Annotated in this window: 15 protein-coding genes; 3 read left to right on the forward strand and 12 right to left on the reverse strand. The window is 65.0% G+C overall.

The genetic code is table 11. The features are described from left to right. The first annotated feature begins 2 nt into the window (after positions 1-2). Complete coding sequence (locus J2S96_RS00245) at positions 3-1,079, forward strand: nucleoside hydrolase (protein WP_306858756.1); 1,077 nt, start codon at positions 3-5, stop codon at positions 1,077-1,079. On the opposite strand, the gene J2S96_RS00250 is transcribed toward J2S96_RS00245, so the two are convergent. The 9 genes from J2S96_RS00250 to J2S96_RS00290 form a co-directional block, all read right to left on the reverse strand. Beyond that, a complete protein-coding gene (locus tag J2S96_RS00250) occupies positions 1,076-3,226 on the reverse strand; it encodes a 3-hydroxyacyl-CoA dehydrogenase NAD-binding domain-containing protein (RefSeq protein ID WP_306858758.1) in 2,151 nt (716 codons plus the stop codon). The two genes, J2S96_RS00245 and J2S96_RS00250, sit on opposite strands and share 4 nt — an antisense overlap. Further along, positions 3,223-4,506 carry a thiolase family protein gene (locus J2S96_RS00255; protein ID WP_306858760.1) on the reverse strand — a complete coding sequence of 428 codons (1,284 nt, stop codon included), beginning with the start codon at positions 4,504-4,506 and terminating at the stop codon, positions 3,223-3,225. The genes J2S96_RS00250 and J2S96_RS00255 overlap by 4 nt, the downstream gene beginning before the upstream one ends. A 281-nt stretch (positions 4,507-4,787) precedes the next feature. Then, entirely contained in the window at positions 4,788-6,140 is a 1,353-nt protein-coding gene (locus J2S96_RS00260; RefSeq protein WP_306858762.1) for an HRDC domain-containing protein, read from the reverse strand. A 69-nt stretch (positions 6,141-6,209) separates the two neighbouring features. Then, positions 6,210-6,872, reverse strand: a complete 663-nt coding sequence (locus tag J2S96_RS00265; protein ID WP_306858764.1) for a DUF3000 domain-containing protein — start codon at positions 6,870-6,872, stop codon at positions 6,210-6,212. A 61-nt stretch (positions 6,873-6,933) separates the two neighbouring features. Next, positions 6,934-7,995, reverse strand: a complete 1,062-nt coding sequence (locus J2S96_RS00270; protein ID WP_306859863.1) for a threonine aldolase family protein — start codon at positions 7,993-7,995, stop codon at positions 6,934-6,936. Positions 7,996-8,055: 60 nt separating this feature from the next. Beyond that, the gene (locus tag J2S96_RS00275) at positions 8,056-8,805 is read right to left on the reverse strand and encodes an SDR family oxidoreductase (RefSeq protein WP_306858766.1); all 750 of its coding nucleotides are present in this window, start codon (positions 8,803-8,805) and stop codon (positions 8,056-8,058) included. Further along, positions 8,802-10,181 carry a DUF6421 family protein gene (locus J2S96_RS00280; protein WP_306858768.1) on the reverse strand — a complete coding sequence of 460 codons (1,380 nt, stop codon included), beginning with the start codon at positions 10,179-10,181 and terminating at the stop codon, positions 8,802-8,804. Before J2S96_RS00280 ends, J2S96_RS00275 begins: the two co-directional genes overlap by 4 nt. A gap of 227 nt (positions 10,182-10,408) precedes the next feature. Then, on the reverse strand, positions 10,409-10,897 hold the full coding sequence (msrB, locus tag J2S96_RS00285) for a peptide-methionine (R)-S-oxide reductase MsrB (protein WP_306858770.1): 489 nt from the start codon (positions 10,895-10,897) through the stop codon (positions 10,409-10,411). Positions 10,898-10,910: 13 nt separating this feature from the next. After that, positions 10,911-11,402 carry a hypothetical protein gene (locus tag J2S96_RS00290; protein WP_306858772.1) on the reverse strand — a complete coding sequence of 164 codons (492 nt, stop codon included), beginning with the start codon at positions 11,400-11,402 and terminating at the stop codon, positions 10,911-10,913. 141 nt (positions 11,403-11,543) lie between these two features. On the opposite strand from J2S96_RS00290, the gene J2S96_RS00295 reads away from it, so the two are divergent. Further along, a complete protein-coding gene (locus tag J2S96_RS00295) occupies positions 11,544-12,794 on the forward strand; it encodes an alpha/beta hydrolase family protein (protein ID WP_306858774.1) in 1,251 nt (416 codons plus the stop codon). Between the two features lie 31 nt (positions 12,795-12,825). On the opposite strand, the gene ybaK is transcribed toward J2S96_RS00295, so the two are convergent. The 3 genes from ybaK to J2S96_RS00310 form a co-directional block, all read right to left on the reverse strand. Next, the gene (ybaK, locus tag J2S96_RS00300) at positions 12,826-13,317 is read right to left on the reverse strand and encodes a Cys-tRNA(Pro) deacylase (RefSeq protein ID WP_306858776.1); all 492 of its coding nucleotides are present in this window, start codon (positions 13,315-13,317) and stop codon (positions 12,826-12,828) included. 15 nt (positions 13,318-13,332) lie between these two features. Further along, a complete protein-coding gene (locus tag J2S96_RS00305; RefSeq protein WP_306858778.1) occupies positions 13,333-13,788 on the reverse strand; it encodes a SufE family protein in 456 nt (151 codons plus the stop codon). 87 nt (positions 13,789-13,875) lie between these two features. Then, positions 13,876-14,799: a sulfurtransferase gene (locus J2S96_RS00310; protein WP_306858780.1), complete on the reverse strand. Its 924-nt coding sequence runs from the start codon at positions 14,797-14,799 to the stop codon at positions 13,876-13,878. 209 nt (positions 14,800-15,008) lie between these two features. On the opposite strand from J2S96_RS00310, the gene zapE reads away from it, so the two are divergent. Further along, positions 15,009-16,046 (forward strand): cell division protein ZapE, encoded by a 1,038-nt coding sequence (gene zapE, locus J2S96_RS00315; protein ID WP_306858782.1) that lies wholly within the window; start codon positions 15,009-15,011, stop codon positions 16,044-16,046. Positions 16,047-16,068: the final 22 nt, after the last annotated feature.

Below are 16,068 nucleotides of genomic sequence, written 5' to 3' on the forward strand. Positions count from 1 at the left end.
CCATGAGCGGGGAGCAGGCTACGGCTGCAGGCCAGCGCGGGTCCGTGAGCTTGCTGGTGGACTGCGACACAGGCATCGACGACGCCGTCGCCCTTGCCTATCTGTGCAGCCAACCGCATGTGGAGCTCGTGGCCGTGAGCAGTACCCCGGGCAACGTTGCCGCGGAGCAGGTGGCACGGAACAATCTTTCCCTGCTCGAGCTGTGCGGGCGCCCGGACGTGCCCGTTGCCATCGGCGCCCGGGCGCCGCTGCGGATCCCGCTGGCCACCACCCCGGAAACCCACGGGCCCCAGGGCGTCGGCTACGCCGAGCTGCCGGAACCGCGCGGAAAGGTGCACGACGTCGACGCCGTCGAACTCTGGGTCGAAGCGGCCCGGTCTCGGCCGGGGGAGCTGACCGCACTGTTGACGGCGCCCCTCACCAACTTCGCCCTCGCCCTGCGGGCCGAGCCGCGGCTACCGGAGCTGCTGCGCGGCGTCGTGATCATGGGTGGCAGTTATTACTACCAGGGCAACACGACGCCCACGGCCGAGTGGAACACGCACGTTGATCCGGACGCTGCAGCGGAAGTCTTTGCTGCCTTCTCCGGCCTCCCGGAGGACCGGCTGCCGGTGGTGTGCGCTTTGGAGACCACGGAACGGATTGAGCTGAGGCCTGAGCATGTTGCCGCCTTCGCTGCGGAGGCAGGGTGCACCGAGCCTGAACTGGTCTTGCCGGACCAGCCGGAAGGGCGGCGCAGCACGGCATCGAACGAACTCGTGCGGCACATCAGCGACATGCTGCGCTTCTACTTCGAGTTCCACCGTCGCTACGAGCAGGGGTACGTGGCCCATATCCACGATTACTTTGCTGCGTCCGTCGCCGCCGGGACGGCGCGCTACAGGGCCCGTACGGCAACAGTGCACGTGGAAACCGCGGCGCCCAGGCTGATCGGAACCACTGTGGCGGACTTCAGGGGACTGTGGGATGAGCCGCCCAACGCCCGCATTGTCTCTGAGAACCACCCACAGGAGGCTTTCGTTGAGTTGGTGCGCTCGTTGGGCGGCTTGGCCCGGAGGGTGCAGAAACCGGTGGCCTAGGCAGCAACCGGCTTCGACGCGATCCCGGGTGCCAGGAAGCGCTTGCCATTGACACGCTCGGAGGCGCCCACCCGGTCCAAGTAGGGTGTGATCCCGCCCAGGAACATCGGCCAGCCTGCGCCGAGGATCATACAGAGGTCAATGTCTTCAGGCCCGGCCACCACGCCTTCAGAAAGCATGAGTCCGATTTCCTCGGCAAGGGCGTCCTGCGTGCGGCGCAAGACCTCCTCGGCCGTGGAGGGATCAGTTCCGAAGGACATGAGCGAGAGGGTCTCTGCGGGGATGGCGGGTGTTCCGTCCGGCCCGGGCACCCACAGCGACTTCACACCATTGTCAACCAACTTCTGCAGGTTCTGGGATACCGCGAAACGCTCGCCGAAAGCGGCATGCAGCGATTCCTGGACGTGCTGGGCGACCGGAAGGCCGACCATCGCGCTGAGGGTGAACGGACTCATGGGCAGGCCCATGGCGCGCAACGCAGAATCGGCCACGTCCGCGGGGGTTCCTTCGTCGAATGCGGCGATGACTTCGCCCATGAGCCGCAGCAGGATCCGGTTGACGACGAAGGCGGCTGCGTCCTTGACCAGCACGGCCGTCTTCTTCAAGCCCTTGGCGAGCTCGAATGCGGTGGCCAGCACGGCGTCGTCGGTCTTCGGAGCACGCACGATTTCCAGGAGCGGCATGACCGCAACCGGGTTGAAGAAGTGGAAACCGACCAGGCGCTCCGGGTGTTGCAGATCCTCAGCCATCGCGGTCACGGACAGCGAGGACGTGTTGGTGGCGAGGATGCATTCGGGGGAGACAATGGCCTCCACTTCGGCGAAGACCTGCTTCTTGACATTGAGTTCTTCGAAGACAGCTTCAATGACGAAGTCGGCATCTGCGAACGCCTCTTTGGAAACGGAGCCGCTGACCAGCGCCCTGGTCCAGTTGGCGGCGTCGGAACTGATCCGCCCCTTGCCGAGCAGCTTGTCCACCTCGGCATGGACGTACGCAACCCCCTTGTCGACGCGCTCCTGGTCGATGTCCGTCAGGACGACCGGCACTTTGAGCTGGCGGGTGAACAAGAGGGCGAGCTGGCTCGCCATCAGGCCTGCACCGACGACGCCGATCTTCGTCACCGGGCGCGCCAGCTTCCGGTCGGGCGCACCGGCAGGCCTCTTGGACCGCTTCTGTACGAGGTCCAGGAAGGCGTAGACGGTGGAACGGAACTCGTCCGTCTGCATCAACTCTGCGAGGGTTTCGCATTCCAGGGCAGCGGATTCCGTTTTGTCCATGGTCCGGTTGGCCTCGAGGATGTCCAGCACCTTGGCCGGAGCCGGTGATGCGTTCGACGTCTTGGCTTCCACGAACGCGCGGCCCGCGGCCACAGCGCCGGCCCAGCGTTCGGCAACCGCGGGATCCGCCGGATCCACGGAGTTGCTCCGTTCCGGGAGGGTTTCGCCCGCGATCACCTTCGCGGCCCAGGCAATGGACTGCTCCACGAAATCCGCGGGTTCGAACATGGCGTCGGCAATGCCGAGCTGGAAAGCCTGGGGGCCGGTGAGCGTGCGGTTGTTGCTCAGCGGATTCTCAATCATGACCTTGACCGCGTTTTCGGGGCCGATGAGCCGCGGCAGGATGTAGACACCGCCCCAGCCGGGGACAAGTCCGATGAAGGCTTCGGGCAAAGCGAGTGCGCCAGCACCCGTCGAGACCGTGCGGTAAGTGGACTGAAGGGCGATCTCGAGTCCACCACCGAGCGCGAGGCCATTGATGAAGGCGAAGCTCGGAACGCCCAGATCGGCGAGCGTCGCGTAGACATCGTGTCCCAGCTGCGCCATCCACAGGCCGTGTTCGCGGTCTTCAAGGCGCTTCACTGCTGAGAGGTCCGCTCCGGCCACCAGGAAGTACGGCTTACCCGTCACGCCGACGCCGGCGATCTCGCCGCGCGCAGCGCGGGCCTTGAGGCCTTCAAGTACCGTACCGAGCTCGACGAGGGTATTGGGTCCGAGGGTGGTGGGCTTGGTGTGGTCCAGTCCGTTATCGAGGGTGATCAGGGCGAATGTTCCGGCGTTGCCCGGTAGTTCGATGTCCTGGACATAGGAGTGGGTTACGGTCTCATCCGGGAACAGTTCGGCCAGTTTCTGGAATTCGGCGGCGCTCATGCTGCGGCTCCCTTGGTTTCGGTCTCGACGGAGGTTTCTGTCGTGCTGTTGTAGCCGTTGTAGCTCACGTGGTGCGGGTTTTCCCAGATCACTGTGGCGCCCATGCCCAGGCCAATGCACATGGTGGTGATGCCGTACCGGACTGACGGGTCTTCCTCGAACTGGCGGGCCAGCTGGTTCATGAGCCGCACGCCCGACGATGCGAGTGGATGTCCGACGGCGATCGCCCCGCCGTAGCGGTTGACGCGCGGATCGTCGTCGGCGATTCCGAAGTGGTCCAGGAAGCTCAGGACCTGAACCGCGAAGGCCTCGTTGATTTCAAAAAGGCCGATGTCTTCGATGCCGAGTCCTGCGTTCTTGAGGGCCTTCTCAGTGGCCGGGACCGGTCCGATGCCCATGACTTCAGGTTCGACGCCGGCGAAGGCATAGGAGACCAGGCGCATTTTCACGCTCAGGCCCAGCTCCTCGGCAGCTTCGGCGGAGGCCAGCACTGCCGCCGTCGCGCCGTCGTTCAAGCCGGCGGCGTTGCCCGCGGTGACGCGGCCGTGGGCCCTGAAGGGTGTGCGCAGCTCCGCGAGGTCATCCACCGTAGTCCCGGGGCGCGGCGGCTCGTCGCGCGTGTTTACTGTCCAGCCCTGTCCCGGCTTCATCGTGGCGACCGGGACCAAGTCGGGCTGGATCTGGCCCTTGCCGTAGGCCGCGGCGAGCTTTGCCTGGGACGCGGCGGCGTAGGTGTCCGTCCGCTCTTTGGTGATCGACGGGAAACGATCGTGCAGGTTCTCGGCGGTGTTGCCCATGTTCAGTGCGGCGGGGTCCACGAGCCTCTCGGACATGAACCTGGGGTTGGGATCCGCGCCGGCGCCCATGGGGTGGTTGCCCATGTGCTCTACACCGCCGGCAATGACGACGTCGTACGCGCCGAAACCGATGCCGCTCGCCGTCGTCGTGACTGCGGTCATTGCTCCGGCACACATGCGGTCGATCGCAAAGCCGGGCACGCTGCGGGGGAGACCGGCAAGGAGGGCTGCGGTGCGGCCGATGGTCAAGCCCTGGTCGCCGGTCTGCGTCGTGGCGGCGATGGCGACTTCGTCAATGCGTTCCGCCGGCAGTCCCGGATTGCGGCGCATCAGTTCTCGGATGCACTTGACCACGAGGTCGTCGGCACGGGTGCCCGCATAGATTCCCTTGTCGCCTGCCTTGCCGAATGGCGTCCGGACACCATCCACGAAGACGACGTCGCGGACTGTCCGCGGCTTGGCGCTGTTCCCGGTTTGGCTCATGTGTGGCTCCTCGTTGAGACATGGATGCCGGACAGCCCGCACAGGGGAAGCCGGTGTCATTTACGGCCATGTTACTCGCCGGTAACTTAGCGCGCAAGGAGACACTCCGTCACCTTTGGCGGCCTTTCGTGCGATCCCCGGTCACCTTTGGCGGCCTTTCCTGCGACCCCCGGTCACATCATCCAAGGAGCGCCGCAGGCAACAAGTGTTTGTGACCGGGGGTCGTGGTTTGGGGGTCTGTTTGTGACCGGGGGTCGGTGAGGGCAGCCGGAAACCTCGGTTCAGGGGGCCGGGGTCCGTTCCTTGGCCGCCGGGATCCGTGGCTCTTTGGGTTCCTTGGGCGGCAACGGTTGCGGATTCAGTGACGCTTCGGTGAGGATCGGCGCCGTGATGGCGATTTGCCACTCGCGGGCGCCGAGGGCGCGCAGCTCTTCGGAGACGGACTCCACAGTGATGTCCGACGGCGGCCGCCACAGCACGCGCCTCATGTAGTCCGGCGTGAGCAGGTTCTCCACGGGAAGCTTGAGCCCATCGGCCGCCTCCTGAAGCCGGGGCCGGGCGGTCCCCAAACGCGCCGCGGCTTCGGGATCGCGGTCTGTCCAGACGCGCGGTGGCGGGGGAGCGTTGGTAGGAAGATGCAGCGGTGGAAGGTCCTCGGTGCTCCTTGCTGCGGCAATGCAGCGCAGCCAGCGCGGTGCTTCGCGCTGTGCGGCGCGCCCGTGGAAGCCTTTCGTGGCCAGGAGCTGCGGAACGGTTGCGGGCATGGCCTTGGCCGCGGCGACCAGGGCGGAATCGGGAATGAGGCGGCTGGGAGCAACATCGCGTTTCCTCGCGAGCTGATCCCGCTCGTACCAAAGCTCGCGCACGGCGGCCAGCTGGCGGCGGTCACGGATCTGGTGGAGTCCCGAGGTCTTCCGCCACGGGTCCACCCGCGGCGATGGAAGTCCTGCTCCGAGGATGCCGGCGAATTCCTGTTCGGCAAATTCGAGCTTGCCGTCCGCCTCCAGGAGTTCGATCAGTTCTTCCCGCAGTTCGGCGAGTACCTCGACGTCGAGGGCCGCGTATCGCAGCCAGGGTTCGGGGAGGGGGCGCGTGGACCAGTCGGCAGCCGAGTGTTCCTTGGCGAGGCCGAAGCCCAGGAGCTGCTCAATGACGGCTGCGAGGCCCACGCGAGGCAGCCCGGCAAGGCGTGCGGCGAGCTCCGTGTCGAAGAGTTTGTCCGGCCACATGCCAAGCTCGGCGAGGCACGGAAGGTCCTGAGTTGCGGCGTGCAGGATCCATTCGACGCCGCGCAGCGACTCGTTGATGATCTTGAGGTCATCGAAGGGTTCCGGGTCGATCAACCAGGTGCCTGCGCCGTCGCGCCTGATCTGCACGAGGAAGGCACGCTGCCCGTATCGGAAACCGGAGGCGCGTTCGGCGTCGACGCCGGCGGGGCCGGATCCTGCGGCGATAGCCGCGGCGCATCGCTCCAGGCCGGAGAGGGTATCGATGACAAGGGGCACGCCCTCGCGCGGGGCATCCAGATCGATGATCTCGGGTATCCGGCCTTCGAAGCCGTCTACCGTGATGTGTGGTGTGGGATCAGCAGCCGGGGCGCCGGCTGTGGTGGGTTCCAGATTTTCAGGGGTCATGGTGCCTTCAGTTTACCGGCTCTGCGCGGGGCGGGTCCGGCCAGGGATTCCAGCGGACTGCAACGGCTTTCAGGTGAGCCGCCGATTTGGCAGGGGCGTGACCCCGGGAGGCAGGGGAGGGAGCCCCGCGAACGTGCAGACCATGTCGCACCAGGCCTCCAGGTGGGCCTGCACGTCCGAAGAAGCCGGCGTCCAAGAGGCACGGAGTTCGATGTCGATGGTTTCCGGTCGTTCGGCCAAGGTGCCAAAACTCTCGGAGAGGATACGCGTAGCAGTGCCGCCCGCTGCGCGGTACGGCGCTGAATGGTTCTCCAAGGCGTCCACGAGCCAGGTCCACGCCACGGAACCGAGCATGGCATCGTTGCCCATGTCGGCTTCCAGTTGTGCCCGGATATAGGTGACGATCCGGAATTCCCCGTCCCATACAGCCGAGCCGTCGGGGTCATGGAGCAGGATGAACCGGCCCGTTGCGAGCTCATCGTCTTCATCGTCGCTCCCGGGCGAGGCCGGGGTGTTCTCGCCGGAAAATGCCATGGCAGCGGGGCCATGGACAGGGGTCCGGCCGGGCCGAGTCGGGTGGCTGAAGACTTCTGCTCCCAATGCCACGGCGAAGGGGGCCAGCCGGGAGGGTGCCGGGATTTCCGCGAGCCGCAGCTCGCTCCGGCACTTTGCTTTTCGTATCGTTCCCAGCGCACGCAAGAAATCCGCGGGAACTTGTGCGAGTGCGTTCACCTTCGCAGATTATGTGGCCGGGGCGGCGAAACCTTGAAGCCACGCCGCCCCGGCCATGGGCCTATGCGGAGGCCAGCTCGCGCTTGATCGCGGCAACGAAGGAATCGATGTCCTCTTCCGTGGTATCGAAGGAGCACATCCAGCGCACCTCGCGGTTCGCTTCGTTCCAGTCGTAGAACTTGAAGGAGGAGCGGAGCCGGTCCGCGACGCCGGCGGGAAGCACAGCGAAGACACCGTTGGATTCCGTGGCCTGCGTGGGCTCCACGCCCTCGATGGAGTCGACGGCCGCGCGCAGCCGTGACGCCATGGCGTTTGCGTGTTCCGCCGAGCGAAGCCACAGCCCCGATTCCAGAAGCGCGATGAACTGGACCGAAATGAAGCGCATTTTGGAGGCCAACTGCATGTTCATCTTGCGCAGGAACTTCAGTCCGTGGGCGGCCTCCGGATTCAGGGCGACAACCACCTCGCCGAACAGCAGCCCGTTCTTGGTGCCGCCGAAGGACAAAATGTCCACTCCGGCGTCGCGGGTGAATGTCCGCAACGGCACGCCAAGGTGGGCGGCGGCATTGGCGAGCCGGGCGCCGTCCATGTGCAGTTTCATGCCCTTGGCGTGGATGTGGTCGGCAATCGCCCGGATTTCCTCCGGCGTGTAGCATGTGCCGAGTTCCGTGGTCTGGGTGATGGAGACGGCGAGGGGCTGCGCACGGTGCTCATCGCCCCACCCCCAGGCCTCGCGGTCGATCAATTCCGGAGTCAGCTTGCCATCCGGCGTGGGGACCTGGAGGAGTTTGATGCCGCCGATCCGCTCCGGTGCGCCGTTCTCGTCCATGTTGATGTGCGCGGTCGAAGCGCAGATGACTGCACCCCAACGCGGCAGCAGCGATTGCAGGGACAACACATTCGCCCCGGTGCCGTTGAAGACGGGGAAGCACTCGATCCCTTGGCCGAACTGCTCTTCCATGACTTCCTGGAGCCGTTCGGTGTACTGGTCCTCCCCGTAGGAGACCTGGTGGCCGCCGTTGGCTGCGGCAAGTGCGGCCAGGATTTCAGGGTGGACGCCGGAATAGTTGTCCGAGGCGAACCCACGGATTGAGGGGTCGTGGAGGCGCCCGGTGGCTTCCATGTCGAGGGCAGCCGGGAATTCTTCTGTAGTGCTGGTCACTTGTTCATTCACGCTTTCAGTCTATTTGGCCAGCAGGAGGCGCTGTCCGTTCAGTTCGGCTGCCGGCTTGTCGAAGAGCCCGACGGCGGCAGCGGCCAGGTCCTCGACGTCCGTGTATCCGGGGAATTTCCGTTCTGGATGTTCCCGCCGCATCGCCGCGTCCAGGAGCGACTTGACCACAAAAACGACTGCGGCACTGTGCTGTTCCACAGGTTCGTCCTTATTTCCTGAATCTTCCGAATTTCCCGATTGAGCCCGGCGGAACCCGTCGGCCATCGCCAGGGTCCACGTCTCCGCGGCAGCCTTCGCCGCCGCGTAGGTGGCGGCTCCGGCGGTCGGTGCGGCGACCGCCGTCGAACTCACCATGGCGAAACGCCCCTTGGGGGATGACGCGAGATCTTTGTAGAAGACCCGGGTGACGTTTCTCAATGTGGTGATGGCGCTCTCCTCAAGGGCGGCCCAGTCTTCGTCCGGCTGGTCTTCGATCCCCTTGGCGCCGCGCCACCCGCCTACCAGGTGGATGACGCCGTCGACCCTTTCCGTGTTCCCGTGGATCTCCGAGGCGAGTTCGCGCACGGACTCCAGACGGGATAGATCGCACACCAGGGGAGTGACATCGTTGCCCGATTCGGCCGCCGCGGCCTTGATGCGGGCCTCATTGGAGCCGATCGTCAAGACCCGGTGCCCTGCCAGCGCGAAGGCGCGGGCCACGGCGATGCCGGAGGCGTTGCTGCCGCCGGTGACGAGGACAGTCAGCGGCTCGCCGGTCATGGCGTTTCGATCTGCTTGGTAATTCCGGTGATACCGGTGGTTGATTCGATGACGGGACGCATTTTCTTCTCCAGTGCTTCGTAGAACATGGACAGGGGGAATTCGTCGTCGAGGACCTGGTCGGTGAGGCCGCGGGGCGGTCCGTCGAGCGGCAGTGCCTCCGGGCCCTTGGCCCAGACCGAGGCCGGGTGGGGTGTGACCGTACCGGAAATCAGATTATACGCTGCGAGCCAGTGGGCAGCCTTGGGACGGTCGATCGAGCGCCAGTACAGTTCGTCGATCCGGGCACCGAGTTCGATGACGACGTCGGCGGCCTCGTCCCAGTCGATGCTGAGCTTGCTGTCGGTCCAGTGCAGGACGTGGTGCTGGTGCATCCATGCGAAGAGGAGCTGGCCGCCCAGGCCGTCGTAATTGCGGACCCGGTTGCCGGTGATCGCGAAGCGGAAGATACGGTCGAAGATGACGGCGTACTGCACGAGCTTCGCGTGGCGGCGGGCGTCTGCGGGTGCGTCCTCGTCCTTCTCGATCCGGACGGATTCGCGGAAGGCCGTCAGGTCGCAGCGGAGCTCTTCGAGCGAGTACAGGAAGAACGGCATCCGCTGCTTGATCATGAACGGATCGAACGGAAGGTCGCCGCGCATGTGGGTGCGGTCATGGATCAGGTCCCACATGACGAAGGTCCGCTGGGTGAGTTCCTGGTCGCACAACAGCTCGGCGGCATCTGCGGGCAGTTCGAGGGATGTCGTGGTGGCGGCCGCTTTGAGGACACGGCGGAAGCGTGCGGCCTCGCGGTCGGCGAAGATGGCGCCCCAGGTGAAAGCAGGCGTTTCCCGCACTGCAACCGTCTCGGGGAAGAGCACTGCCGAATTGGTGTCGTACCCGGGAGTGAAGTCCAGGAAACGGATGGGTACGAACAGCTTGTTGGAGTAGTCGCCGGCCTCCAAAGCGCCGATGAAGTCAGGCCAGATCACTTCGATCAGGACGGCTTCGACCAGACGGCTGGTGCTGCCGTTCTGGGTGTACATGGGGAACACCACAAGGTGCTGGAGCCCGTCTTCGCGGTGTTCCTGCGGCTGGAAGGCCAGCAGCGAGTCGAGGAAGTCCGGGACTCCGAAGCCGCCGGCGGCCCAGCGTTCGAAATCCTCGACCAGGAGTTCAAGGTAGGCGGCGTCGTGCGGGAATGCGGGGGCCAGGCTCTTGATGGCCTCCATGATCGTGGCCGTGTGTTGCCGGGCAGCCTCGTGGTGGAGGGAATCCTGGATGGAACCGTCCTGGCTTTGGAAAACCTGGAGTGCCGTGGCTGCGGCCTTCAGGGAGATCCAGTCGCGGTTGTCCGAGGTGATGCGCGGGCGGGCGGTGGTAGCGGTGATGGTCATCTTCGACAGTGCCTTTCCTCAAGAATCGTTGTTCTGAGGTGAGCGTAGCAAGCAGTCAGAGTCGCTAATTCAAAAGCGGCAGCAGCATAAGAAACTCTTGTGCAAGTACTCCCGGCAAGCCCCGGAAGATCCAGCCCGGGGAGGGCTGGCCTTGGGGGACTGCCGGCAGCTTCGCCCTGGCCTGGGGGCCTCGGGTGCGGACTTACGGCCCGGGTCCCCTCTTGGTACTACTGTCCGGCGGGCGCCTCGACAAGCTTGAGCGAAACGGAGTTGATGCAATACCGCTGGTCAGTCGGCGTGCCGTAGCCTTCACCCTCGAAAACGTGTCCCAAGTGTGAATCGCAATTGGCGCAGCGCACTTCGACCCGTTCCATCCCCAACGTACGGTCATGCAGGTACCGGACAGTGCCTTCTGCGAGCGGTGCCCAGAAGGACGGCCAGCCGCAATGGGAATCGAACTTCTCGTTGCTGGTGAAGAGCTCTGCGCCGCATGCGCGGCAGTGGTATACGCCTGCGGTGTGGGTGTCCCAGTATTCACCTGTGTACGGGCGTTCCGTTCCGGCCTGGCGAAGAACCCTGAACTCTTCCGGGCTAAGCTCCTCGCGCCACTCCGCGTCCGTTTTCTCCACGCATTGCCCGTCCTTCGGGACTTCCTGGTGGGCAACCCCGGCCAGGGGGTCTGCGGCCTGGAAGTACTTCCTGTTATCTGTGCTCATGCTCTTTCAACGCTCACGAGTCGCCGATAAATCCCGAGCCGGCATAGAGATGCAGCACGGGAAGTCCCAATTGGTCCTGGGCCTTGTTCGCCCAGTCTGTGTGGAAGGTGTCCGCAATCGCGTGCGGGCGCGTGACCACCACTGCCTGCGCAGCATTCAGTGCCTTGACCTTGGAGACCAGGCCGGCCACGGCGCCTCCGGCGACGATTTCACCCGTGACCCCGCCCCCGAGCCCCGCCAGCGCAGTGAGCGACGCCGCCAGGGTTTCCGCAGCCTGCGCCCGCTCCGACTGGGGATCGGGCGACGCAGCGACAAGCTCCCGGAATGCTTTGGCTACATCGAGCATCGAAAGGTTTTCGAGGAAGTCGACCAGCAAGTGCCGCTCGGTGTTCGCCGGCACCAACACCACCAAGGGCGAGTCGCCGCCGTCGAGCAGTTTGGCAATATTGACGCGGTCGTCCGGGCCGAGAGGCTCTTCGGTAAGGATGACGATTGGTTCACTCATGGCTACAGCGTAGACCTGAGCCGCGCCGCGAGGCATGGTTTGGCACGGCAATTCCGTTCTTGACGTGGCGTTGCGGCCAGGGAGGAAACGCCGCAAGGGTCGCTGTTCGGAACACGGTCCCGCAACCGGGAGAATGGTCCCATGGCATCCATGACCCGAGTTGCGCCAACCGTTGAGAACGGTACGAAAATGTCCGTCCGCGCAAAATGGGCCGTTGCGGGGATCATTGCTGGAAGCGGCATTGCCGGCTTGCTGGGCGCGGGGTCTTCCGCGCTCGCAGCCTATTTCGCCCGGCGTGTCATCACCCCTTCCGTCCGCGGGGCCGACCAGGAGGTGCTTGCGGTGGTGCGCGGAGACCGCGGGCTCCAGGTCATCCTCGCCGCTACTCCGGACACCACCGTCGACGGCGTGTTCAGCCTCTACTTCGCGGGCGGCACAGGGTTCGCGCAGATCGGACGCATCGTGTCCTATTCGCCCGCGGAGCGGACGGTGCAGCGTGAAGTCGAGGAAGTCTACAGCGGGGATCTGGCAACGGCACGGCGCGCATGGTGGAGCGGTGCCGTCTATGACTCCCCGGCGGCGCTTGGCCTGGATTCGGAAGACATCCAGATCGACGTCGAAGGCGGCGCGGCGCCTGCATGGCTGATTCGTTCGGGGGAAGGAACGCCAGCCAAGGTGTGGGCGATCATGGTCCATGGCCGCGGTGCTACCCGCCTCGAAGGCCTGCGCGCAGTCCGGACCGCACGCGGACTCGGACTCGACAGCCTGCTGGTTTCGTATCGGAACGATGGCCTGGCGCCGTCGGCCCCTGACGGGCGTTACGGGCTAGGGTCCACCGAATGGCACGACGTCGACGCCGCCATTGAGTACGCACTGGCCCACGGAGCCCACGAAGTGGTCCTCTTTGGCTGGTCGATGGGCGGGGCGATCTGCCTTCAGACGGCCGATCTTTCGCACAACCGCCACGTGATCAGGGCCATGGTCCTGGACGCTCCGGTCATCAATTGGGTCAACGTGCTGGCGCACCACGCACAGATCAACAGGATTCCCTCTGCCGTGGGGCGCTACGGGCAGCTGATGTTGGGGCACCCGTTGGGCCGGCGCCTGACCGGCCTGGCCGCGCCCGTCGACTTGAAGGCCATGGACTGGGAAGCCCGCGCCGTCGAATTGCGGACACCCACGCTGGTGATTCACAGCGTGGATGATGAATATGTTCCGTACGAACCCTCGGCCAGCCTCGCCGAAAAAAATCCGGAGATGGTCACCTTTGAGCCCTTCGAAGGTGCGCGCCACACGAAAGAGTGGAACGTTGATCCGCAGAAGTGGGAGCGCCTGGTGCGCTCATGGCTCGCTCCGCGCCTCGCGCCGCGTGGCGGACCGGCATCGGATTGAGAGCCTTGGAGGCTGCGCGGCCCTTGGCTTGCTAAGGGCTGCCGATGGGGGCAGTCCGGGCGCCGGTCAGCCGGATAAGGTCCGCAGGATCCAGCTCAATGTCCAAGCCACGGCGTCCACCTGAAACCAGGACGGTGCCGAAGGCCATCGCCGATTCGTCGAGCACAGTGGGCGATGGTTGGCGTTGGCCCAGCGGGGAAATCCCGCCCAGGACATAACCGGTGCGCCGCTCGGCCGTTTTCGGATCGGCCATCGTGGCTTTCTTCGATCCGAGAGCCGCGGCGATTGCTTTGAGGTCCAAGGTGCCACTCACGGGAACGATGCCCACGGCGAGCTTGCCTTCGACATCCACCATCAAGGTCTTGAAGACCCGGTCGGGATCGATGCCCAGGACTTCGGCCGCCTCAAGTCCGTAACTGGCCGCCGAAGGATCATGCGTATAGGGGTGCAGGGTGAAAGGAACGCCGGCTGCAGCCAGTGCGGCTGTGGCCGGCGTTCCCTGTGAAGCTTGCTTCTTCGCCATTCCCGGGTAACCCGATCAGGACGACAAACGGTCCGCCGCGGCGACTTTCCGTTTGATCCGCCCCAGCATGGCCGTCATGCCACGCATGCGCAGCGGTGTGATCGCCCGGGTGAGGCCCAGCTGTTCCGGCATGTCGTCCGGAACAGCCAGAATCTCTGCGGCGCTCAGCCCATCCAGTCCCTCGTGCAATACGCCCGCGAACCCGCGTGTGGTGGGCGCCTCCGGCGGTGCCTTGAAGAACAAGCGGTAGGCAACGCCGTCGGCGTTCTTTTCCTGTTCAATGGTCAGGAACAGGGGCGACTGGCACTCCACCACTTGCTCCAGGAGTTCAGGGTGGTCCAGCAGCCGGTCCGGCAAGGCCGGGAGCCCGCGCGAGAAATCAAGCAGCAGCTGAAGGCGATCCGGCTCGGTCAGCGCCTGGAAGTCTTCGATAATTTCCGCCAATGCGGCGGGCAAGGTATTGGTACTCATCACATCCAGCTTACGCACGTCCGGGCCGGCTTGGCCCCTGTTGCCTCAATACGGCCACGCCAATCCGGCAAGGCAAGGAGATCCGGGCTACTTTCCAGCGAGCGCGGGAACGGAACCCCGCTCGGTGCCCTTGGCGATCGGGACGCGCACGGCATTGCCCCACTCCGTCCAGGAACCGTCGTAGTTGCGGACCGTTTCGAAACCCAGCAGGTACTTCAGCGCGAACCAAGTGTGGCTGGAACGCTCGCCGATACGGCAGTAGGCCACGACGTCGTCGCCTTCCGTGAGCCCGGCTTCCCCGAGATAAAGGGCCTCAAGTTCGGTACGGTCGCGGTACGTGCCATCGGCCGCCGCGGCGCGTGCCCAGGGGATGGAGGCTGCGGTGGGGATGTGGCCCCCGCGCAAGGCGCCCTCTTCGGGGTAAGCCGGCATGTGGGTGCGCTGGCCGGTGTATTCCTCGGGGGAGCGGACGTCGATCAGGGGCTTGCCGAAGTGGGCCAGAACATCGTCCTTGAAGGCGCGGATCGGGGCGTCGTTCCGTTCGACCACGGGGTAGTCGCCCGGGGCGGGCTGGGGGACATCGGTGGTGATTTCGCGGCCTTCTGCGATCCACTTGTCGCGGCCGCCATCCAGGAGCCGGACGTCTTCGTGGCCGAAAAGCGTGAAGACCCAGAGGGCGTACGCGGCCCACCAGTTGGACTTGTCGCCGTAGATCACCACGGTGGTGTCCCGCGAGATGCCCTTGGCGGCCGCCAAGGCTGCGAACGCCTCACCATCGACGTAATCCCGGGTGACTTCATCGTTCAAGTCCGTGTGCCAGTCGATCTTGACTGCGCCCGGAATGTGGCCGGTCTCGTACAGGAGGACGTCTTCGTCGGATTCGACAACAACCAGCTTGCCATCGCCGAGCGCGCCGCCTTCCAAGGCTTCGGCAAGCCACTCGGTGGACACCAGGCGTTCCGGGTGGGCGTACGCGGCGAACTTCTCGTTCTGTTCAACGGGGTAGGACATTGCTATGGCCTTTCACTGACACTTTCACTGACACCGGGCGGCGCCGGGCGATAGGACGTGCCCGGGCATTAAAACCACAGTATCGAGGGCCGGGGACTAAAGCTCCTCCCCGTTCACATGGTGAAATATGGCCTTCATCACGTGTCCGCCCGGGCCGCGGCATTGCCGGTATTCTTGCTGGGGACTTACGACACGAAGAACGGACCACCTTGGTACAGATCGAACAGCTCGCCGCGCGCACGCCGGCGGTCTCAGCGGATGAGATTCTGAAGGGTTTCTACCCTTCGCCACGGTTCGGAGAGGTGTCCTTCAAAAGCTATCGGCCCGATCCGAACCAACCCAGCCAGGCGGCAGCGGTCAAGGCGCTGGAAGCGTTTGGGGCGACGGTGGGAGCCGGCGACGGAGACGGCCTCTTCAAACGCCTCTTCAGCAAGAAGGTCAACAGCAGGGCCGGCATCTACCTCGACGGCGGATTCGGCGTCGGAAAGACCCACCTGCTGGCTTCCCTGTGGCACTCGGCTCCGGGACCGAAAGCCTTCGGGACGTTTGTGGAGTACACCAACCTGGTGGGCGCCCTGTCCTTCCGCAAGACCGTGGAGGCTTTGAGCAGCTACAAACTGGTCTGCATTGACGAATTCGAGCTCGACGATCCGGGCGACACGGTGTTGATGTCCCGCCTCATGCGCGAATTGTCCGACGCCGGTGTGAAACTCGCGGCCACGTCCAACACTTTGCCTGGTTCGCTAGGGGACGGCCGCTTTGCCGCCGTCGACTTCCAGCGGGAGATCCAGGTCCTGGCGGACCAGTTCGATGTTGTCAGGATCGACGGGGAAGACTTCCGGCACCGCGGCTTGCCCGCCGCTCCGGCGCCTTTGAAGACCGCGGATCTCAAGAGGCACATGCATGCCGAGTTCGATGGCCAGACCGTGGCCGTCGACGATTTCCGCGGCTTGATCGATCACCTCGCCGGTGTGCATCCCAGCCGTTACCGCAAACTGATCGCAGGAATCGATGCGGTTGTCTGGCGCGACGTCGAAACCATCACAGAGCAGGCCGTAGCCCTCCGCTTCGTGGTGCTGGCCGACCGCCTGTACGACAAGGACGTCCCGATCCTCGCCAGCGGGATGCCTTTCGACAAGCTCTTCACTGAGGAAATGATGACCGGCGGATACATGAAGAAGTACTTCCGCGCCGTATCCCGCCTGACCGCGCTGGCACGTGAGGGCCAGAACCACGAACCCTCGTAAGCGATTGGGGCACGCCCTGCCC

The organism is Arthrobacter bambusae, from assembly GCF_030812595.1.
GTDB classification, from domain to species: domain Bacteria; phylum Actinomycetota; class Actinomycetes; order Actinomycetales; family Micrococcaceae; genus Arthrobacter; species Arthrobacter bambusae_B.

What these genes read in the sequence shown, in the direction of transcription:
- J2S96_RS00255 (WP_306858760.1), bottom strand. Translation starts at nt 4,506, where the DNA reads ATGAGCCAAACCGGGAACAGCGCCAAGCCGCGGACAGTCCGCGACGTC.
- J2S96_RS00295 (WP_306858774.1), top strand. Translation starts at nt 11,544, where the DNA reads ATGGCATCCATGACCCGAGTTGCGCCAACCGTTGAGAACGGTACGAAA.
- J2S96_RS00290 (WP_306858772.1), bottom strand. Translation starts at nt 11,402, where the DNA reads ATGAGTGAACCAATCGTCATCCTTACCGAAGAGCCTCTCGGCCCGGAC.
- J2S96_RS00245 (WP_306858756.1), top strand. Translation starts at nt 3, where the DNA reads ATGAGCGGGGAGCAGGCTACGGCTGCAGGCCAGCGCGGGTCCGTGAGC.
- J2S96_RS00275 (WP_306858766.1), bottom strand. Translation starts at nt 8,805, where the DNA reads ATGACCGGCGAGCCGCTGACTGTCCTCGTCACCGGCGGCAGCAACGCC.
- J2S96_RS00305 (WP_306858778.1), bottom strand. Translation starts at nt 13,788, where the DNA reads ATGAGTACCAATACCTTGCCCGCCGCATTGGCGGAAATTATCGAAGAC.
- J2S96_RS00250 (WP_306858758.1), bottom strand. Translation starts at nt 3,226, where the DNA reads ATGAGCGCCGCCGAATTCCAGAAACTGGCCGAACTGTTCCCGGATGAG.
- J2S96_RS00270 (WP_306859863.1), bottom strand. Translation starts at nt 7,995, where the DNA reads ATGGAAGCCACCGGGCGCCTCCACGACCCCTCAATCCGTGGGTTCGCC.
- msrB (WP_306858770.1), bottom strand. Translation starts at nt 10,897, where the DNA reads ATGAGCACAGATAACAGGAAGTACTTCCAGGCCGCAGACCCCCTGGCC.
- J2S96_RS00280 (WP_306858768.1), bottom strand. Translation starts at nt 10,181, where the DNA reads ATGACCATCACCGCTACCACCGCCCGCCCGCGCATCACCTCGGACAAC.
- J2S96_RS00310 (WP_306858780.1), bottom strand. Translation starts at nt 14,799, where the DNA reads ATGTCCTACCCCGTTGAACAGAACGAGAAGTTCGCCGCGTACGCCCAC.
- ybaK (WP_306858776.1), bottom strand. Translation starts at nt 13,317, where the DNA reads ATGGCGAAGAAGCAAGCTTCACAGGGAACGCCGGCCACAGCCGCACTG.
- J2S96_RS00260 (WP_306858762.1), bottom strand. Translation starts at nt 6,140, where the DNA reads ATGACCCCTGAAAATCTGGAACCCACCACAGCCGGCGCCCCGGCTGCT.